Genomic DNA, 19,815 nt, shown 5'->3' with positions numbered 1-19,815 from the left:
GTCACGACAATCAAAAGGACGACCGAAGATGACCATGACCCCCGAGCAGGCCTCTGCCTTTCAGGAGACCTTCGGTCGCCTCGTGACCAACGTTGAGCAGGTCCTGCTCGGAAAGACGTTCGTCATTCGCCTGGGATTTGTCGCGCTCTTCAGCGAGGGCCACCTGCTCTTGGAGGATTTCCCGGGCACCGGCAAGACGTCGATGGCGCGAGCGATCGCCCAGAGCGTCGATGGCACGCACAACCGCATCCAGTTCACCCCCGACCTTCTTCCCGGCGACATCACCGGTGTGAGCGTCTACGACCAGAAGGGCGGGACTTTCGAGTTCCACCGCGGGCCGGTCTTCGCCAATATCGTGCTCGCCGACGAGATCAACCGCGCGTCGCCGAAGACCCAGGCAGCGCTGCTCGAAGTGATGGAAGAGGGCCGCGTCACCGTCGACGGCGAGACCCATGAGGTCCCCAGCCCGTTCATGGTGATCGCCACCCAGAATCCGATTGAACAGGCGGGCACCTATCGCCTTCCCGAAGCGCAACTCGACCGGTTTCTGTTGAAGGCATCCATCGGCTACCCGGATCACGCGTCAACGCTGCGCATCTTGGAGGGGTCGAGCGTCAAGGCGCACGACGTCATCCTTCCTGCTGTGGTGACGGCGGATGCCGTGCTCGAGATGGCGGGCCTCGCACGCACCGTGCATGTCGACCCCAGCGTCAACGACTACGTTTCGCGGCTGGTCGAGGCGACTCGTTCGGCGACCGAAGTTCGGCTGGGTGTCAGCGTGCGCGGGGCGCTCGCTCTGGTTCGGGCCTCGAAGGCGCTCGCAGCCGCGAGTGGACGCCACTATGTCGTCCCCGACGACGTGAAGTCGCTCGCTGAACCGGTGCTCGCGCATCGCCTGGTCCTCGACCCTGAGGCGGAGTTCGACGGCGTGACCTCCTCGAGCATCATCGGGCAGCTGCTGCTCGAAACGGCCCCACCGAGCGACCGGCAGGCCGTGTGAGCACTCCCGCACCGGGTCGTTCCGCTCGGCGTCCGCGCACCGCGAGCGCCATTCGCGCCGAGCCTCCCGTCGGCACCGGGGTCTCTGGGCCGACCAACATTCGCTCCCGCATCGTCGGGGCGCGCACCGGTGTGCTCGCTGATTTCGTTGTCGCCGTCGTACGGTTCTTGACGATCGCCGGAGCGTTGGCGGCGCGGATCGGCTCGCGCGTGACCGCCGTTGTGACACCGCTCGGCTGGGTCATGGTGGGTGTCATCCCGGCCGCGTTCGCGTTCGGATATGGGCTCGGTTGGCTCGAACTCGTTGTCGTCGGGTGGGCAGGCGTTGTGCTCGTAGTCATCGCGGCGCTGTACCTGATCGGGCGCTCCCCGTTTCGAGTGACGCTCTCGCTCGTGCACCGTCGCGTGATTGTCGGCGAGCCCGCTCTGGGTGCCGTCACCCTTCACAACCCGACGGGTCGACGCGTGCTGGGCGTGAAGGTTGAGGTGCCGGTCGGCGACGGCCTGGCCGAATTGGCGATGCCCAGTCTCAAAGCGCACGCCCAGTTCACAAACGACTTCGCCATCCCGACGCTTCACCGCGGCGTCATCCCGGTTGGCCCGGTTCGTACCGTGCGCGCCGACCCGATCGGTCTTGTGCGGCGAGAGCTGATCTGGACCGACACGACGGAACTCGTCGTGCACCCGCGAACGATCGGCGTTCCCTCGACCAGCACCGGGTTGATCCGCGACCTCGAAGGCGCGACCACGAAAGACCTCACCTCGTCCGATGTCGCGTTCCACTCGTTGCGTGAGTACCAGGTCGGGGATGAGCGTCGCTACATCCACTGGAAGTCCACCGCCAAGACCGGCACTTACATGGTGCGGCAGTTCGAAGAAACTCGACGGAGTCACCTCGTCGTTGCGCTGTCGCTGGCCACCTCCGACTACGCGAGCGAGGTCGAGTTCGAACTTGCCGTGAGTGTCGCCGGCTCGCTCGGAGTGCGCGCCATCCGCGACGGCCGCACGGTGTCGGTGGTTGTCTCCACCGTCACTCCCGACTTTGCCAAACGGCGCACGTATGCCGTGCGGTCGCTGTCGACTCTGGTGCCCGCGCGACTGCTCGACGACCTCGCCGTCGTGGATGCCTCGTCGGCAGCACTCGGACTTCGGGATGTCGGGCGCATCGCCGCCGAAACCAGCGCCGGAATCTCGGTCGCCTTCCTGGTCTGCGGTTCGCTCGTGACGGCGACCGAGCTGCGGGCGGCCTCGAACTCGTTCGCCGTTGATGTCTCGGTTGTCGCGATCGTCTGCAACCCGGAAGCCGTGCCCGGTTTCCGCCGGATTGCTGGCCTGAGTGTGCTGACGATCGGCTATCTCGAAGACCTTCGGATCGCCCTCGCCCGCAGCGCGGCGGTCGCATGAGGCCGCCGCGCACCGTCGGGTCGACGATTCTCAGCGTCGTCCTGATCTGGGTAATGACCGCGATTGCGGCGGCCGCCTTCTGGCCGGTCTATCGGGATGTGCGGTTCGTCATCCTGGTCGTCGGTGCTCTGATTGGCGGCACCCTGGTCGCTGCGCTGGGAGCACGCTTCCGGTGGCCGTCGTACGTCGTTGTGGCGGCGACGTTCGCGGTCTTCCTGCTGAGCGGTGTGCAGCTCGCCGTGCCCGCTCGCGCCATCGCCGGTGTCCTGCCGAGCCTCGGCGGTCTGGCCGACCTTTTGGGCGGGGTAGCCCTCGGCTGGAAGCAGCTACTCACCATCACCCTGCCGGTTGGCGCCTACCAGGCTCTCTTGGTGCCCGCCTTTGTGCTGCTCCTCACGACAACGGTCGTGGGTATCAGCGTCGCGTTGCGCGCCCGGTTCGGCGAGCTCGCCGTGATTGCGCCGGTGGTTGCCTTTCTGGTCGCGATCGCTTTCGGCTCCGCCGAGCCGCTCTGGCCGGTCCCGCTCGCCCTGGGCATGCTCGTCACCGTCTTGACCTTCCTCATCTGGCGCCGCTGGCGCCGCCGACGCGAGGCGATCCGCGCGCTGGCACGGGCGACACCGGATGCCGCCGGCCGCCCGCTCGAGACGGCTGGTGACGGCGTCCTCGGCGTGCGCACGATCGTTGCCGGGGGTGTCATCCTCGCTATCGCGGCGGCATCATCGGTCGGTGCGACCCTCATCGCACCCGTCACCGGGGGTCGGGATGTGCTGCGCACCGCGATCGAGCAGCCCTTCGATCCGCGCAATTATCCCAGCCCGCTGGCTGGCTTTCGTCGCTACCTCCGCGAGGACCGCGCCGACCAGGTCATGATGCGCGTTCAGGGTCTTCCCGACGGCGCGCTGGTGCGTATTGCGACTCTCGACAGCTACGACGGCGTCGTCTATGCCGTGGGAAGTGCCGCCGTCGACAGCGCCTCCGGCACCTTTGTGCGCATCCCGCAAGCCGTCGACCAGTCGGCAGTCGCGGGTAAGCCGGTCGATGTGAACGTTGAGATCGAGAACTACAGCGGAGTCTGGGTTCCGACCGTCGGTGACTTCTCGTCGATCGACTTTGGCGGTGCCGACGCGGCGTCGCGTGCCGACTCGTTCCGCTACAACGCCTCCTCCGGGACGGCCGCCGTGCTAACCGGGTTGTCTTCGGGGGATTCCTATCGATTGCACGCCGTCATCCCAGACCAGCCGGCCGAGGCGAGCCTCGCCGACGCCTCACCCGGGGATGCGGTCGTGCCGCGCGTGCAGGGACTCCCCGAGGAGCTCTCGCTCTACCTCGAAGACAAAGTGCGGCTGCTCTCCTCGCCCGGTGACCGACTTCTCGCGATGCTGGCGGCGCTGCGCACCGATGGTTACATCAGCCACGGGCTGAGCCCTGACGAGCCGTCGAGCCGATCGGGGCATGCCGCAGACCGCATCGCGGAGTTGGTGACGGCGCCGCAGATGATCGGCGATGCCGAGCAATACGCCGTCGCGGCCGCTCTAATGGCACGGCAGCTCGGATTTCCGGCCCGCGTGGTTTTCGGCTTCGCTCCGCAGAACGGCGTGGTCACCGGCGCCGACGTCACGGCCTGGATCGAAGTCGACACTGCGCAGTACGGCTGGGTTGCCGTGAACCCGGTCCCGCAAGATCGCCCGATTCCCGCCGTGGTTCCCGAGGAGCAGAGCCAGGTGGCCCGTCCTCCGTCGGTCGTGCCGCCGCCCCCGGACCGTCCCGATCAGCAGGTGGATCAGTCCGCTCCCGACAGTGCCCAGGACACTCCCGATGCGCTCGATCCGCTGCTCGTCGCCCTGCTCACGGTCGCGCGGGTCACGGGAATCACCCTGTTGGCCGCCGGAGTTCTCCTGGCCCCATTCCTCGTCATCATCGCGGCCAAGGCACGCCGCCGACGACTGCGTCGCACCGCGCCGACGGTCGTGCAACGAATTAGCGGCGGCTGGGATGAGTTCGCTGACGCCGTCGTCGATCACGGATTCAACCCGCCCCCGGCGGCGACGCGTTCCGAGTTGGCCGCGGTTGCCGGAGGCCTGCCGTCGCGCGTCCTGGCAGCGGTAGCCGACCGTGCCGTGTTCGCGCCCGAGCAGGCGGAGTCTGTCGATGCCCATCGAGTGTGGGACACAGTTGCTGATCTTCGCCTCACGCTCGATCAGGGTCTCACGCGCCGGCAGCGCCTTCGCGCACTCGTCTCGGTTCGCTCGCTCGGTGCATATAGTGTTCGCAGTCTGTTCCGGCGAGAGGCGAAGCAACGGTGACCTGCACGTTCTGCGACACGGCGCTTCCCGATGGCGCCCTGTTCTGCGGCGAATGTGGTCGAGCCGTGAGCGCCGATGCGACGACGCACAGCGTCCCGGCGGTGCCGATCGAAACCCGGTCAGAGCCAGATGCGGCGCCTGGCGCAGCAGTGAGTGTTGAGAACATCGTGCGCTGCCCGCAGTGCGGCGAACCGATTTCTGACGAGGATGTCTTTTGCGGCGAATGCGGTTTTGTCCTCAGTCTGACGCCAGCACCTGGTGCACCCGCGGCAGCCGAATCCGCGGCACTCGTTGAACCCGGTATGACCCCTCCTCCGGGCGGCGAGCCCGCGGTCGACGAGGCCGACATCGAGTCCGAACCCGAGGTCGATGACGGCGCGCCGCGTCGATCTGTTCCTCCGATCGTGCTCGCGAAGAAGTCGTTGCGCAAAGTGCCTGACCCGTTCCCCTGGGGCGGGGGCGTCGGAGGTGTCGGGGGCGCGGCCGAGGTCGGGGGAGAAGGGTCCCACGAGGGCCGTTCCGACCTGGAGGCCACTCGCGTCTCGGCACCGAGGTCGCTTGAGCAACGCTTCGTGTTGCAGTTCAGCACGGGTGAGAGCATCACGGCCGTGGGCGCGGGACTTGTCGGCCGCAACCCCTCGTCCCAACCGGGCGAGTTCGTCGACCAGTTGGTGTCGATCTTCGACGCCGGAAAATCGGTTTCGAAGACTCACCTCGAGTTCGGTCAAGACAGCGGTCGGTTCTGGGTGAGCGACCGTTTCTCGACGAACGGGTCGACCGTGCGCCAGCCCGACGCCGACCCGAGGCGCTGTGAACCCGGACGTCGGTACTTTGTCGTTCGCGGGACGCGAGTCGATATCGGCGACCAATTTTTCGTCGTGAGTTAGTCCTCCCCACCCACCCCCTGACTCACCCCGGCCCCCGGTCGCAGAGCCGGGGGTTCGCGGCAACCGTTGAGGTCCGACCCTGGACCGATGATCGAGCCGCCGGCCATTCGCATCCCGTTGCCCGTCGAGTCGCCCGAACTGCCGCGCGCCGGGTTCCCGCTCGTGGCCACCCTCGCGCCGTTAGTTGTCGCGGGGGTTCTGTTTGCGGTGACCGGTTCGCCATACATGTTGCTGATGGCGGTGCTGGGCCCGGTGATCGCGGGGGCTTCGATGCTCGACGGGCGACGTCAGCGCGCAAAAACGCGGCGAGCAGCCGTTGGGCACCAGGCCTCGACACTCGCGGCGGTGCGAGACCAGGTGCGCGAGGCCCATGATGCGGAACGCCAGCGACTGCGAGGTTTTGCTTCGACAACGCCGGTGTGGATGTCGTCGGCAGACGGCCCGCTCGAGCTCGCGATCGGGCGGGGGAATGCCCCGAGTGGGATCGTGCTGGGTGACGGAACACGCGGGACTCGTTCGCCGGAGTCCGACGCCCTGCGAGAGGAGGCCGCCTGGGTCGCGGGAGCGTCAATCGTTCGTGATGTTACGGGCGGGATTGAGGTCGTCGGATTCGGGGTCGTCGCGGCGGCTGCGGCCCGGTTGATCGCAATCCGCCTCGCCGCCCGCCTCTCCCCGGTTTCAACCATCGTGACCGCGCCACGCGGCGAGACCTGGGCGCGCGCACTTCCGCACGAGGTGCGCGACGGCCCCGACCAGCGGTTCTCGTTCGCCGTCGACGGCCGGGTCACCGCCATCGACTGGAGCGCGGGTCACGGCGCGGGCCACGGCGCGGGTCACAGCGTTCCAGGTCACCGCACCGCCGCCGTCGCAGGAGTGATCGTCGACGCGCCGGGCGCTGACACCATGACGGCAGCCGGTGCGCGGAAGGTCGCACTCCGCCTGGCCGAGACGGCCGATGCCCGCGGCATTCGCTCGCCGTCCCGCGCGTTGCCTGAGCAGGTCGTCCTTGCCGATCTGTTGACGGCCGCACCTGCGGGCCCGGGACTCACGGCACCGCTGGGCTGTGACGACACCGGCGTCTTCCTGCTCGATCTCGTCACCGAGGGTCCGCACGCGGTGGTCGCGGGCACGACAGGTTCGGGCAAGAGCGAACTGCTCGTCTCGTGGGTGCTCGGGATGGCGTCAGGTCGGTCTGCCGACGAGGTCGCTTTCGTGCTGGTCGACTTCAAGGGCGGAGCCGCTTTTGCCCCGCTCGAGAAGTTGCCGCATGTGCTGGGGACCCTGAGCGATCTCGATGGTCGGCTCGCCGGCCGGGCGATGGAGTCACTGCGCGCCGAGGTTCTGCGCCGCGAGCGGGTGCTCGCTGGCGCAGCGGCTCGGTCGATTGACGAACTTCCCGCCGGCACGCTGGCCCGTCTCGTCGTGGTCGTCGATGAGTTCGCTGCAGTCGTCACCGACCGTCCCGAGTTGCACGGGCTGTTTGCCGATCTGGCAGCCCGCGGTCGCTCGCTGGGCCTTCATCTCATCCTGTGTACCCAGCGACCGGCCGGAATCGTGCGGGATGCCGTGCTCGCCAACGTTGCCGTGCGCATCGCGCTGCGTGTTTCGGACCGGGGCGACAGCATCGGCTTAATCGGATCGGATGCCGCAGCCCGACTGCCCGTGACGCCGAAGGGACGGGCGATCGTCATCGACGGCGCCGGGCAAGAGCGTCTCGTGCAGCTGGCGATTGCGGTGCCAGACGACGTGTCGCGGATCGCGGCGGCAACTGTCCCGTCGGTTGCCTTCAGGCCGTGGACCGATCCGCTCCCTCCCGTCATCGCACACGACGCCCTCCCCGCCGCGACCGAGGGCATCCCGTTCGGACTTCGGGATCTGCCCGCCGAACAGCGGCAGCCGGTTGCCGCCCTCGAGCCCCGCCATGGTCACCTTCTGGTGTTGGGCGCACCGGGATCGGGGGCGACGACGACTCTGGAATCGATCGCCGCGGGCGCTCAGGGCGCCGCCCAGTGGCTTCCCTCCGATCCGGTGGCGTTGTGGCAGGCGCTGGTCGACCCCGCGGTGGCGTCACGCGGGGGCGTCCTTCTGCTCGATGACCTCGATCTGGTGCTGGCGCGGTGCGGCGCCGATCACTCCGTCGAGTTGACCGAGCTGGTCGCCCGACTGCTGCGCGAGGCTACTCAGCGCGGCACTCGGGTTGTCGCTTCGGCACGCCGCCTGACCGGACCGTTGCACGCCCTCGGTCCGCTCTTCGTGTCGCGACTCCTGCTGCGCCTGGCATCGCGCGAGGAGCATCTGCTCGCGGGCGGTGATCCCGCGTCGTACGACTCCCGCGCCCTCGCCGGCGCGGGTACCTGGCAGGGAGCCGCGGTTCAGGTTGCGCGTCCCTCACCCGCGCCACGTCGCGCGGTGCCGGTCGAGTCGCCCGTGCGCATCCGCCTGCCCGTGTCAGGAGAACTGGCCGTCGTATCCACCCGGCCGCGCGCTCTCGCCGGTCGTTGGGATGCGGATGTCGTGAGGGTGAGGGTGATCGGCGAGCCGGCCGACGCGAGCCTCGTGATCGCGGCGCAACAGGTGGTGCTGCTCGGCGATCCCGACGGCTGGCAGTCGGACTGGGCAGAACTCGCCCGCGCCCGACGCGACCTGCCGATCGTGCTGCATGAATGCGGGGTGTCGGAGCACAGGTCGATTACCCGGTCCCGCGAGATGCCGCCGCCGCTGGGCCCCGGCGAAGTGTGGCTGGTCGAGCACGGTCGCACCCGGCGCGCCGTTTGGGACTAGTTCGCGAGGGCGCTCTCGAGCGGAGTCGCGTCGAGTCCGTGCGCTGTCGCGACAGCGCTATTGACGACGTGGCCGGCATGCACGTTCAGCCCCAGTGCGAGAGCGGGGTCGGCGCGCAGCGCATCCCGCCACCCGGAGTCGGCGATGGCTCGCACGTAGGGGAGGGTCGCGTTGGTCAGCGCGTAGGTCGAAGTATGGGCAACGGCGCCCGGCATGTTCGCGACGCAGTAGAAGATCGAGCCGTGCACCGCGTACGTCGGGTCGGCGTGCGTCGTCGGCCGGGTGTCCTCGAAGCATCCGCCCTGGTCGACGGCAATGTCGACGAGAACGCTCCCCGGTTTCATCCGGGCGACCAGCGCGTTGCTGACGAGTTTGGGGGCCTTAGCGCCCGGCACCAGAACCGCTCCAATGACCAGGTCGGCAGCGAGCACGGCTCGTTCGATCTCGAAGGCGTTGGAGGCGATCGTGATGATTCGCCCCGCGTAGTCGTCATCCATTTCGCGAAGCCGCTGGATGTTGGTGTCGAGCACCGTGACTTGGGCGCCCAGTCCGACGCTCAGCGCAACGGCGTTAGTGCCGGCGACACCTGCGCCAATGACGACGACGTTCGCAGGTCGGGTGCCGGCAACTCCGGGCACCAGCAGTCCCGGTCCGCCGGCCGAGCGCAGCATCGCGTTGGCGCCCACGATCGGGGCGAGCCGTCCGGCCACCTCGCTCATCGGAGCCAGCAGCGGAAGCGCCCGGTTGGCAAGTTGCACGGTCTCGTAGGCGATTGCCGTGACGCCGGCATCGACGAGCGCCGTAGTGAGCGGCGCCTCGGCCGCGAGGTGGAGGTAGGTGAAGAGCACGAGGTCGGTGCGAAAGTGGGGGTACTCACTCTCGATCGGCTCCTTGACCTTGAGCAGGAGATCGGCAGCATCCCAGACCTCGGCGGCCGTCTTCGCGATCCCGGCTCCGGCGCCCCGGTAGTCGTCGTCACTGATCGAGGACCCCAGGCCCGCGCCCTGTTGGATCAGCACTTCATGGCCGCGTGCAACCAGATCATGCACCCCCGACGGCGTGATGGCGACGCGGTACTCGTTGTTCTTGACCTCGGCCGGGACGCCCACCTTCATGTGCGTCAGTGTAGGTCGCGACTACGGATTCCGCACCGATTAGGCCTGAGAACGGCGCTTTACGTGAAATTCGTGTTACAAAACCCGCGATTTGTTCCGTCAGCGGGCCTCGCTGTGTCAGGATCGTGCCAGCCGGAAGGAGTCGTTTCATGACCAGGTCGCTTCCCGAGGATCCCCTGATCCGTCGTCTCGTTCAACAAGCGCGTGCGTCACAGGTGTCGCGCCGTGCCGTGCTTGCCGGGGGAGTTGGGGGCGCCACCGCTCTCGCCCTCGCCGCCTGCGCGCCGGGCGGAGCTGCTGCGCCGACTTCGCCTCCGGATGTTTCCGACAGCGACAAGACCATTCGTTGGTCGAACTGGCCGCTCTATCTCGACACCGACGACGCCAAGAATCACCCGACGCTCGACCAGTTCAAGACCGCGTCCGGGATCACGGTGACCTATACCGAAGATGTCGACGACAACAACACGTACTACGGCCGGGTCAAAGACCAGCTCGCCCTCGGGCAAGACATCGGTGCCGACACGGTCTGCCTGACCGACTGGATGCTCGCGCGGATGATCCGCTTCGGGTACACGCAAGAGTTGACCGCAGCCAACATCCCGAACAGGTCAAACCTCAACCCCGAGCTTTTGAATGTCGATTTCGACCCGGGCCGGAAGATGTCGATGCCCTGGCAGGGCGGGTTCGGCGGGATCTGCTGGAACAAGGAACAATTCCCCAACGGGCTCACCCACGTTTCGGAGCTGTGGGACTCTGCGCTCAAGGGCAAGATCTGCGTGCTCAGCGAGATGCGCGACACGATCGGTCTGATCATGCTCGAGGCGGGTATCGATATCTCCGGTGACTTCACCGATGACCAGTTCACGGCGGCACTTGAGACATTCAAGAAGCAGGTGACGAGCGGTCAGATCGGCGCGGTCAAGGGCAATTCTTACGTCGAAGATCTCACCAACGGCGACGCTGTCGCCGGCATCGTCTGGTCGGGCGACATCGCCAACCTCAACGCCGAGCTGGGCGAAGAGAAGTTTGGATTCGCCGTCCCCGACGCCGGGGGCACGCTGTGGAACGACAACTTCATGGTGCCGATCGGCTCGCCGCGCAAGAAGAACGTCGAGAAGATGATCGACTTCTACTACGAACCCGAGATCGCAGCGCAAGTCGCCGCGTACGTCTATTACATCTCGCCGGTTGTGGGCACGCAGGAAGCGATGGCAACTGTTGATGAGTCTCTCGTCGACAACCCGCTGATCTTCCCCGACCAAAAAACGTTGGCGAAATCCCGCGTTTTCCGCACGCTCACTCCCGCGCAGGAACAGTCCTACGGGTCTGCCTTCCAGTCCGTGCTGCTCGGGGCCTGACCCTGGGCGAGTCGGGTGGCGCTGAGTCGGGTGGGTTCGACGCGGGAGGTGTCGCGCCCGGCGGAGCCGACCTCGAATTGGTCGGTGTCACCAAACGCTTCCCGGGTTTCACCGCGCTCGAGGGCCTCAACCTGACGATCCCGTCGGGATCGTTTTTCGCACTGCTGGGTCCTTCGGGGTGTGGCAAGACGACGACTCTGAGGCTCGTGGCTGGGCTTGAGGAGCCCACTGCCGGTCGGATTCTGATCGGCGGCAAGGACGTCACCGATACCAAGTCGTACCGGCGTCCGGTCAACACGGTGTTTCAGAGCTACGCGCTGTTCCCGCACATGTCGGTGCTCGAGAACGTCGCGTTTGGCCTGAAACGTCGCGGGGTTCGGGATGCCGGCGCGCGCGCCCACGAAGCACTGCGGTTGGTGCAACTCGATCATCTGTCGGCGCGGCGCCCCATCCAGCTCTCCGGCGGTCAGCAGCAGCGGGTTGCTCTGGCGCGCGCCGTCGTGAACCGTCCCGCCGTGCTGTTGCTTGATGAACCGCTCGGCGCTCTCGACCTGAAGTTGCGGCGCGAGATGCAGATCGAGCTCAAGCAGATTCAGAACGAGGTCGGTCTGACCTTTCTGCACGTCACGCACGACCAGGAGGAGGCCATGACCATGGCCGACACCGTCGCCGTGATGAACCGCGGCGAAATCGAGCAGCTCGGTGCTCCCGAAGAGTTGTACGAACTTCCGAAGACGGCGTTCGTGGCCAACTTCCTCGGCCGCTCGAACCTGCTCACCGGCCCCGTTGTTGCGTCGAAGGGCGACACGATCGTCGTTGATGTGGCGGGCACCAAAATCGAGGTGCCGAAGGCGCGCGCGCAGCGTCACGCCGGTCATGTCACCATCGGGGTGCGCCCCGAGAAGTTGCTGCTCCATGTGAGCAAGCCGCAGCCCGCTGCGGGTGTCAATGTTCTCGGACCCGGCCGCGTCATCGATGTGTCGTTCACCGGGGTCAGTACCGACTACCTGATCGACGTTCCCGGCATCGGCACCATGAGTTTGTTCGCCCAAAACATGGTGTTCGGTCCGGTCGTACAGACAGGTTCGGAGGTCTGGGTTGCCTGGACCGTCGACCACGGTTTCGGCCTATCGGACGGACCTTCGTCAGATGTGTCGACGGCTTCTGATACCCCCACCGAAACGGACGACTGAGCATGGCTTTCGGGGCGTTCGGCAGTTCGGCGCCCACAGCAGAGGTGGCGGTGCCGAGTCGGCGCAGCCCCGTCGCCATCCTGTTGTTGCTGCCCGGACTTGCGTACCTGACCCTGTTCTTTTTAGTACCGCTGGTCTCGCTGATCATCACGAGCCTCGAAACCCCCGACCTGCGCGGTGACTTCGGCGAATACATCTACGCGTTCCGTTGGCAGAACTACGCCGACGTGATCGTCCAGTACTGGCCCATCATCGTGCGCTCGTTCGTCTACGCGCTGATCGCGACGGTCTGCGCGCTGCTGATCGGCTATCCGATCGCGTACTTCATCGGCGTCAAGCTACGCAACTACAAGCTCATTCAAGCGCTCGCGCTGACGCTGGTCATCGCGCCGTTCTTCATCTCTTTCCTGCTGCGGACTCTCGCCTGGAAACAGATCCTCTCCGATGAGGGTCCTGTGGTGTCCTTCCTGCAGAACCTGTCGATCCTGCCGCCGGACGCGCAGATTACGGGCACCTCGTTCTCGGTCATCTTTGGCCTCACCTACAACTTCATCCCGTTCATGACGCTGCCGATCTACACCTCACTCGAGCGTCTCGACCTGAGGTACGTCGAGGCTGGCGGTGACCTGTATGCCAGCCCACGCTCGACCTTCTGGCGGGTCACGCTGCCGCTGTCGCTGCCGGGCGTGATCTCGGGAACGCTGCTGACCTTCATCCCCGCGGCTGGCGACTACGTCAATGCGAGTCGCGACTTTCTGGGCGGAACCGAGACGGCGATGATCGGCAACGTGGTCGAGGCGAACTTCCTCGCGCTCGGCAACTATCCGGTTGCCGCGTCGCTGTCCATCATCCTGATGGCTGCGATCCTGCTGGTCGTCGGGTTGTACGTGAGATTCGCCGGCACGAAGGATCTCGTCTGATGCGCCGGTTCCGGATCGGAACGTGGGGGCTTGGCCTCTTCACGACGGTGATCTTGGCCCTGCTGCTGGTACCGATCGTTTACACAATCGTGTTCTCGTTCAACGACTACCGACGTACCAACATCGTTTGGCGCGGCTTCACGCTGAACAACTGGCTGGGGGTGTGTAACGCGGATGTCGTGTGCCAGTCGTTCGGGACCAGCCTGTTCGTTGGCGCGATTGCCACGCTGGCGGCGACGGCGATGGGCACCGCGATCGCAATCGCACTCGTGCGCTATCGACTGCGCTTCCGGGCAGCGGCGTCGCTGCTGCTCTTCCTGCCGATGGCGACCCCCGAGGTCGTTCTCGGGGCGGGTCTCGCAGCCCAGTTCCTGACCGCCGGAGTGCCCAAGGGCGTCGTCACGATCATCCTGGCCCACACGATGTTCTGCATCAGTTTCGTTGTCGTGACGGTTCGCGCTCGGGTGGCAGGTCTCGATCCTGCGATCGAGGAAGCCGGTCGCGACCTCTACGCCAGCCCCGCGCAGGTGTGGTGGCGCATCACCTTCCCGCTGCTGCTGCCCGGCATTATCGCGGCCATGCTGCTGTCGTTCGCCCTGTCGTTCGACGACTTCATCATCACAAATTTCAACGCCGGAGCCGCGTTCACCTTCCCGAAGTACATCTACATCCAGGCTGCGAAGGGCATCCCGGGTGAGGCGAACGTGATCGCGAGCGCTGTCTTCTTCTTCGCGATCATCCTGGTCGTTGCCACGCAGGTCGCCTCGGCGGTGCGCCGCAAGCGGCTTGCTCGGGGTTGAATGAAGGCATGGTCCGTGCTGCTGCCGCCACCTCGTATGGCGGTCCCGAATCCATCGAGCTGATCGACGTCGCATCGCGCGCTCCCGTGGGTGGTGAGGTCGTGATCTCGGTTCGAGCAACCGCACTCAACCCCTACGACGCCAAGCTGGTGGCCGGGGTTGGCACGAAAGATCCGGCGCGTCTTCCGATTCGACTCGGCAGCGAGGCATCCGGCGTCATCACCGCGGTAGGACCGGATGCCGTGGCTCTCGACGGCTCACCCCTCGCAGTCGGCGACGAGGTCTACGGACACCGACTTTCGGGGGCGCAGGCCGACGAGCTCACCGTTCACGCCGACCGGCTGCTGCACAAGCCCGAGGCTGCGTCGTTTGCGGAAGCGGCCGGACTGCTTGCCGTCGGCACGACCGCCGTGCACGCTCTCGAAGCGGTGCGAGTCGGCGCCACCGACGTAGTGCTCGTCCATGGCGCGAGCGGGGGAGTCGGCCGGATGGCGGCCCAACTCGCGATTCTGCGCGGTGCCCGAGTCATCGGCACCGCCTCGGTGAAACGCCACGCCGAGCTCGAGGCGCTCGGGGTCGAGCCGGTGGAATACGGCGAGGGGCTGCTGGACCGCGTGGTGGCACTCGCCCCGAACGGCATCGACGCCGCGATTGACACGGTCGGTACCGATGAAGCCCTCACGGTTTCGCTGCAGCTGATGACTGATCCCGCGCGGTTCGTCTCGATCGTCAACTTCGCTGCGGCGCTGGCAGCCGGCGGTCAGGCGATCGGTGGGGGTCCTGGCGCGGATCCGGGCCGCGAGATCCGGGCCGCCGCGCAAACGACTCTCGGCGAGCTCTTTGCCGACGGGCAGCTCGCTGTCGAGATTGCCGCGGAGTTCCCGCTTGCGGAGGTTCGAGCCGCCTATGAACTCCTGGTCGGCGGCCACGCTGGCGGCAAGATCATCCTCGTCCCGTGAGAGCCTCGCTGCTAGCATCACGGGGTCGGCGCCTAGCGGCCGGAGGCAGTTGCCTCTCCCGGTCCCGCGAGTCGGGGTCGACGAGAGTCTAAAAAACTCATTTGGTTCAGCCGTTCGACTCGGCACTCATGGAAAGGCCCGTCCTCCGCAGGAACATCGACGACGGGCTCTGCGCGACTTCGGGTCGCCCGCTCCTCGTGGATCTGCGGAGGGCGGGTCACCCCCAATCCGTCACAAGGAAACAGGATGCTCACCCGACAAGTCACCGCCGGACGCTGGGTCGTCGTGCAATCGGGCGAACGCGCCGTCGTCCGCAAAGACGGAACATACGTTCGTACCGAAGTAGAGGGTCGGCACCGTCGCCACCGCCGCGAAGAGTTCTGGGTCGTCGACATCCGGGAACGTCGCATCGTCATCCCGCCCCAAGAGGTTCTCACCTCTGACGGTCTTCAGGTGCGCACGTCGCTCTTCCTCGCGTTCTCGATCACTGACCCCACGGCATGGTTGACCAACGTCGCCGACGCCCAGGGCGAGTTGCATGCGCTTGCGCAGGTCGCCTTGCGCAAGGCGGTCGCCGCGATGACCCTCGACGAACTCCTCGCAGCACGGGACACGATCGCGACGACCGACGTGCTCGGCGAAAATGCGACCCGGCTCGGCGTCGCGATCACCTCGTTCGAGCTGCGCGACCTCACCCTCCCGCAGGAGTTGCGTCGTGCGTACTCCGAAACCGCGCTGGCGAGGGCCGAAGCTGGCGCCCGGCTTGAACGCGCCCGTGGTGAGGCGGCGGCGGTGCGATCTCTGGCCAATACCGCCCAGGTGCTCGAGGCGCACCCCAGCATCCTGCAATTGCGCGCACTAGATGCCGCGGCTCAGGTCATCGTCAAGATCGTCCCGGCGGGCGACACCGAAAGTTAGCTACAGCCCGGCGAATGATCTACAGCGCCGCGAAACAGGCGTCGAGTACCGACAGGGCATCCGCGAGCTGCACGTCGGTAATCGCCAGACTCGGCAGGAACCGCAGCACGTTGCCGTAGGTTCCCGCAGTCAGCACGATCACGCCCTGCTGTGCGGCAGCGGCGGCGATCGCCGCAACGGCGTCGGCCCGCGGCGCGTGAGTCGACGGGTCGAGCAGTTCAACGGCGAGCATCGCGCCGATGCCGCGCACCTCGGCGATGATCGGGTACTTCGCCTGTAGGGCGAGAAGCCCGGTCTTCAGGGTGCCTTCGATCCGCGCTGCCTCGGCCAACAGACCGTCTGACTCGATGCGATCGAAGACGGCGATCGCGGCCGCGCAGGCGACGGGATTACCGCCGAACGTGCCGCCGAGGCCGCCGGGCTGGCTGGCATCCATGATTTCGGCGCGGCCAGTGACAGCTGCGAGCGGGAGGCCGCCCGCGATGCCTTTCGCGATCAGCACGAGGTCCGGCACGAGTCCCAGGTGCTCCGACGCGAAGTACGCACCGGTGCGTGCCATTCCGCTCTGGATCTCGTCGGCGATGAACACGATGCCGTTTGCCGTGCACCATTCCTGCAGTGCGGGGAGGTAGCCGTCGGCGGGAACGACGAAGCCGCCCTCGCCCTGGATCGGCTCGACCACGAGACAGGCCAGGTCCGACGCACCGACGGTCTTCTCGAGGTACGCGATCGTGCGCGCGGCCGCGTCCGCTCCCGACAGCCCGTCGTGAAGCGGATACGAGTTCGGGGCGCGGTAGACGTCGCCCGCGAACGGCCCGTATCCCAGGGAGTACGGCATCGCCTTGAAGTTCATGGCCATCGTGAGGTTGGTGCGGCCGTGGTACGCGTGCTCGAGCACCGCGACCCCGCCGCGTCCGGTGTACTTGCGGGCGATCTTGACGCCGTTCTCGACAGCCTCGGCGCCTGAGTTGACGAGCACCGACTTCTTCGCAAACGATCCCGGAGTGTGAGCGGCCAGCAGCTCGGCGACCCGCACGTACTCTTCGTACGGTGTGATCGTGAACAGGGTGTGGATGACTTCCCCGAGCTGAGCTCGCGCTGCCGCAACGACGGCGTCGTCGGTGTGTCCGATCGTCGTGACACCGATCCCCGCCCCGAGGTCGAGGAACGCGTTGCCGTCGACATCCACGATGATCGCGCCGTGCGCCCGCTCGATGTAGACCGGGAGAGCCGACGAAACACCGTTCGATACGGCGGCCGAGCGACGCTCCTGAAGAGCGCGCGACTTGGGGCCGGGGATCTCGGTCACCAGCCGTCGCTGCAAGGGAACTACCGTGGGATCGACGAGCGTGTCAGCCATGCTGTTGATTCTACGGAGGAGTAAAGGGATGGCTCAGGACCACACGTTCTCCGTGGCACTCTCCTGGACCGGTAACCGCGGAACGGGCACAAGTGGCTCCCGCGACTTCGGTCGTGATCATGTCGTTTCCCTCGATGGCAAGCACCTGATCGAAGGTTCGGCTGCCCGGGCGTTCCATGGAGATCTGGAGCGGTGGAATCCGGAGGAACTTCTCATTGCCGCCCTCAGCCAGTGCCATCTGCTGAGTTACCTCTATGTCGCGGTGCAGAACGGCATCGTCGTCGCGAGCTACACGGATGCTGCCGTCGGCACTCTGGTCACCGACGCGGATGGCGGCGGACGCTTCACCGAAGTCGTTCTGAGGCCCGTTGTGACCATCTCGGCGGGGGATCCGGATGTCGCGACCCGCCTCCACGCGGAGGCGAACCGCCTGTGCTTCATCGCATCGAGCGTCAACTTTCCCGTTCGCCACGAGCCGAGCATCCAGGTGGTCTCAGCGCCGACGGCCGTCGATGGGTGAGCGAATCTGGACCGCCCTTCCTGCCTTGTTGCGGGTCGGACCTCACAGTGAGGAGGGCGCAAGGGTCACGACTTTCGAGTTGTTCTTCGATCTGGTGTTCGTGTTCTCGTTCACCCAGGTCAGCAGGCTGATGGCGCAACAGCACAGCGCGTTCGGGGTGCTGCAAGGCATTCTGGTGCTCGGGATGCTGTGGCAGCTCTGGGTGTCGTACGGCTGGCTGGCAAATGAAACCCGTGCCGATCGCGGCATCGTACGGTTCGGTTTCGTGCTGGCTTCAGTGCTGATCTTCGTGCTCGCGTTGACGATCCCGGCGGCGTTTCCTGAGGCGGGGCAGTCGTCGGCACTGCCGCTGATCCTGCTCGCTGGATATTTCGGCTCCCGCCTCATCCACGGCCTGCTCTACCTCAAGGCTGCGGGTCGCAGCCGCGAGCTGCGCAGCGCAGTGATCCGCAACTCGTTGCTGCCGATCCTGCCGAGTGCCGCGATCTTTGCGACCGGGGCACTGATCGGCGGACCCTGGCAGACCTGGATTTGGCTCGGGATGTTCGCCCTCGACTCTTTCGGGGTCTACCTCGGCACAGCGTTGAATGGCTGGCGGGTGCACTCTGCCGCGTATTGGTCGGAGCGATTCGGGCTGATCATCATCCTGGGGTTGGGGGAGTCGATCGTCGCTCTCGGCGTCGGGGCTGCCCAGGTTGAGTTGAGCCCCGCCCTGATCGGTGGGGTGGCTTTTGCTGTGCTGATCGGCTTCGCGCTGTGGTGGGCCTACTTCGAGCGAATGCAGCCAGCATCTGAGCACATCCTGAGCGAGGCCCGCGGCCAGGAGCGCGCCAAACTCGCGGGCGACGCCTACACCTACCTGCACTACCCGTTGCTCATCGGCATCATCCTGACCGCGCTCGGGATCGAGGTCGCGATCGGCCACTTGGGCAGCGATCATCCACTCGGCTTTTACGGCGCGATTGCGCTCGCTGGCGGGATCTCGCTGTATCTCGCGAGCACCGGTTTCTACTGGCGCAGGATGGCGCACTGGTGGGTGTGGACCCGCTTCATTTCCGGCACGATCATGCTCGCGATCATCCCGGCGCTTGCCGCAGTGCCGCCGTTCGCGGCGCTCGCCCTCGCGACCGGCGTCTTCGTGCTGCTGCTGGTCGCCGAGGAGGCAGTCCACAAGTTGTGGACGACCCGCGGGGCCGCTACGGCGTGATGGTTTCGGGATCGTCGCTCGGGTCGAGGGCGCTGTACAGGTCGGCGTAGTCGGAGTCGAGCGTCGTGAGTTGATCCACCAGCGAGTTGTAGTGCTGGATGTCGGTGTCGAGCGTCGCATACTCCGCGTCGAGTGCGGCGCCGCGATGGTTGAGCGCGTTGTATTGGCGGGTGGCCTCTTCTTGACTGTCGAAGACCCGATTGTTGTACGCGGTCACGTCGGAGTTGAAGGCATCCAGCTTCGCCTCGTAGGCCGCGATCCGCGCGTCGAGCTGAGGAGCCGACGCGTCGATCTCGGTGACGAGGGCGTCGATCTTCGCCTGGAGTTCGCGGAAGGCCGCTGTCGACTTCACATTGAGCGCGACGACCTTGGTGCGGTCGTCGAAGTAGAGCGCGTAATGCGCCTCGAGGTCGGGGGAGAGGTCGGCGAACTCAGTCCCCAGTCGTGAATGCCACTCGCTGGCGAGCTGGTCGTCGGGGTAGAGCGCCATATCTTGGTAGACCGGATCGTCGGCGGGAATTTCGGCGACCCGCGCGGCGACAAGCTTGTCGACCGCCGCACGTTCGGAGTCCGAGAGTCGCTCGTAGGCGGCGTGCAGCATCTCGTGGGCGCCGGTCACCTCTGCGGTTCCCGCGAGCCGCGCATCGGTCACGTGGTAGATGAAAATGTTGCCCTGGTAGTAGCAGCCGAGTACCGCGCCGCCCTCGACCGAGCAGTTGGCATTGAACTCGGTTCCTTCCTCGACATCGGGCGTTGAGGCTCGGAAGATCAGTTCGCCCTCCGGACTCATCCCGGTCTCGTCGGCGATCGCCGCAACATCCGCCGGGATCGGTTGCGCCCACGCAACGTAAGAGTCGTGGAACCACTGGATGCGGTCCGGCGTGACCGCGAGCACGGCCGCCACCATGCCACCCAGTACCGCAAACGCCATTGCGCCCAGCAGAAACGGCCAGATCGGGATGCGGCGGCGCGGTCGCGCGTCGTGGACGGGATCTGCGGAGGCCAGCGGCGTGGCAGCCGAGGGTGGCGCTGGGTGGCTCGGCGGAGTCGTATCGATTGCCGGACCAACGGGCGGCGGCAGCATG

The 19,815-nt window shown here is 66.4% G+C and carries 16 protein-coding genes; 13 read left to right on the top strand and 3 right to left on the bottom strand.

What is annotated here, in order from left to right:
• The first annotated feature begins 28 nt into the window (after nucleotides 1-28).
• The 5 genes from ABIR17_RS08540 to ABIR17_RS08520 all read left to right on the top strand — a co-directional run bounded on the left by ABIR17_RS08540 (nucleotide 29) and on the right by ABIR17_RS08520 (nucleotide 8,377).
• Complete coding sequence (locus tag ABIR17_RS08540; protein WP_348003958.1) at nucleotides 29-1,000, top strand: MoxR family ATPase; 972 nt, start codon at nucleotides 29-31, stop codon at nucleotides 998-1,000.
• On the top strand, nucleotides 997-2,403 hold the full coding sequence (locus ABIR17_RS08535; protein ID WP_348003957.1) for a DUF58 domain-containing protein: 1,407 nt from the start codon (nucleotides 997-999) through the stop codon (nucleotides 2,401-2,403). Before ABIR17_RS08540 ends, ABIR17_RS08535 begins: the two co-directional genes overlap by 4 nt.
• Nucleotides 2,400-4,709, top strand: a complete 2,310-nt coding sequence (locus ABIR17_RS08530; RefSeq protein WP_348003956.1) for a transglutaminaseTgpA domain-containing protein — start codon at nucleotides 2,400-2,402, stop codon at nucleotides 4,707-4,709. Before ABIR17_RS08535 ends, ABIR17_RS08530 begins: the two co-directional genes overlap by 4 nt.
• Nucleotides 4,710-5,011: 302 nt before the next feature.
• Nucleotides 5,012-5,596, top strand: a complete 585-nt coding sequence (locus tag ABIR17_RS08525; RefSeq protein ID WP_348003955.1) for an FHA domain-containing protein — start codon at nucleotides 5,012-5,014, stop codon at nucleotides 5,594-5,596.
• An 87-nt stretch (nucleotides 5,597-5,683) separates the two neighbouring features.
• Nucleotides 5,684-8,377 carry an FtsK/SpoIIIE domain-containing protein gene (locus tag ABIR17_RS08520; RefSeq protein WP_348003954.1) on the top strand — a complete coding sequence of 898 codons (2,694 nt, stop codon included), beginning with the start codon at nucleotides 5,684-5,686 and terminating at the stop codon, nucleotides 8,375-8,377.
• On the opposite strand, the gene ald is transcribed toward ABIR17_RS08520, so the two are convergent.
• A complete protein-coding gene (gene ald, locus ABIR17_RS08515; RefSeq protein WP_348003953.1) occupies nucleotides 8,374-9,492 on the bottom strand; it encodes an alanine dehydrogenase in 1,119 nt (372 codons plus the stop codon). The two genes, ABIR17_RS08520 and ald, sit on opposite strands and share 4 nt — an antisense overlap.
• 149 nt (nucleotides 9,493-9,641) lie before the next feature.
• Between ald and ABIR17_RS08510 the strand changes: the two genes are divergently transcribed.
• From ABIR17_RS08510 to ABIR17_RS08485, 6 genes are all read left to right on the top strand, one after another.
• Nucleotides 9,642-10,853 carry a spermidine/putrescine ABC transporter substrate-binding protein gene (locus ABIR17_RS08510; protein ID WP_348003952.1) on the top strand — a complete coding sequence of 404 codons (1,212 nt, stop codon included), beginning with the start codon at nucleotides 9,642-9,644 and terminating at the stop codon, nucleotides 10,851-10,853.
• Between the two features lie 77 nt (nucleotides 10,854-10,930).
• Complete coding sequence (locus ABIR17_RS08505) at nucleotides 10,931-12,046, top strand: ABC transporter ATP-binding protein (RefSeq protein WP_348003951.1); 1,116 nt, start codon at nucleotides 10,931-10,933, stop codon at nucleotides 12,044-12,046.
• Nucleotides 12,047-12,048: 2 nt separating this feature from the next.
• The gene (locus ABIR17_RS08500; protein WP_348003950.1) at nucleotides 12,049-12,966 is read left to right on the top strand and encodes an ABC transporter permease; all 918 of its coding nucleotides are present in this window, start codon (nucleotides 12,049-12,051) and stop codon (nucleotides 12,964-12,966) included.
• Nucleotides 12,966-13,766, top strand: a complete 801-nt coding sequence (locus ABIR17_RS08495; RefSeq protein ID WP_348003949.1) for an ABC transporter permease — start codon at nucleotides 12,966-12,968, stop codon at nucleotides 13,764-13,766. The genes ABIR17_RS08500 and ABIR17_RS08495 overlap by 1 nt, the downstream gene beginning before the upstream one ends.
• 8 nt (nucleotides 13,767-13,774) lie before the next feature.
• Nucleotides 13,775-14,725: an NADP-dependent oxidoreductase gene (locus ABIR17_RS08490; RefSeq protein WP_348003948.1), complete on the top strand. Its 951-nt coding sequence runs from the start codon at nucleotides 13,775-13,777 to the stop codon at nucleotides 14,723-14,725.
• Between the two features lie 246 nt (nucleotides 14,726-14,971).
• Nucleotides 14,972-15,643, top strand: a complete 672-nt coding sequence (locus tag ABIR17_RS08485) for an SPFH domain-containing protein (RefSeq protein WP_348003947.1) — start codon at nucleotides 14,972-14,974, stop codon at nucleotides 15,641-15,643.
• A 19-nt stretch (nucleotides 15,644-15,662) separates the two neighbouring features.
• Here ABIR17_RS08485 and gabT read toward each other — a convergent pair whose 3' ends face one another.
• The gene (gene gabT / locus ABIR17_RS08480; RefSeq protein ID WP_348003946.1) at nucleotides 15,663-17,003 is read right to left on the bottom strand and encodes a 4-aminobutyrate--2-oxoglutarate transaminase; all 1,341 of its coding nucleotides are present in this window, start codon (nucleotides 17,001-17,003) and stop codon (nucleotides 15,663-15,665) included.
• Between the two features lie 28 nt (nucleotides 17,004-17,031).
• Between gabT and ABIR17_RS08475 the strand changes: the two genes are divergently transcribed.
• Nucleotides 17,032-17,523: an OsmC family protein gene (locus ABIR17_RS08475; RefSeq protein WP_348003945.1), complete on the top strand. Its 492-nt coding sequence runs from the start codon at nucleotides 17,032-17,034 to the stop codon at nucleotides 17,521-17,523.
• Entirely contained in the window at nucleotides 17,516-18,730 is a 1,215-nt protein-coding gene (locus ABIR17_RS08470) for a low temperature requirement protein A (RefSeq protein ID WP_348003944.1), read from the top strand. Before ABIR17_RS08475 ends, ABIR17_RS08470 begins: the two co-directional genes overlap by 8 nt.
• Here the strand turns inward: ABIR17_RS08470 and ABIR17_RS08465 are convergent.
• Nucleotides 18,720-19,814 (bottom strand): hypothetical protein, encoded by a 1,095-nt coding sequence (locus tag ABIR17_RS08465; RefSeq protein WP_348003943.1) that lies wholly within the window; start codon nucleotides 19,812-19,814, stop codon nucleotides 18,720-18,722. The genes ABIR17_RS08470 and ABIR17_RS08465 overlap by 11 nt on opposite strands.
• Nucleotide 19,815: the final 1 nt, after the last annotated feature.

The sequence above is a fragment of the Pseudolysinimonas sp. genome (genome assembly GCF_039912695.1).
Classification (GTDB): Bacteria; Actinomycetota; Actinomycetes; order Actinomycetales; family Microbacteriaceae; genus Pseudolysinimonas_A.
Note: the sequence above shows the minus strand (reverse complement) of the source record. Positions and strands in the feature narration are given on the sequence as shown.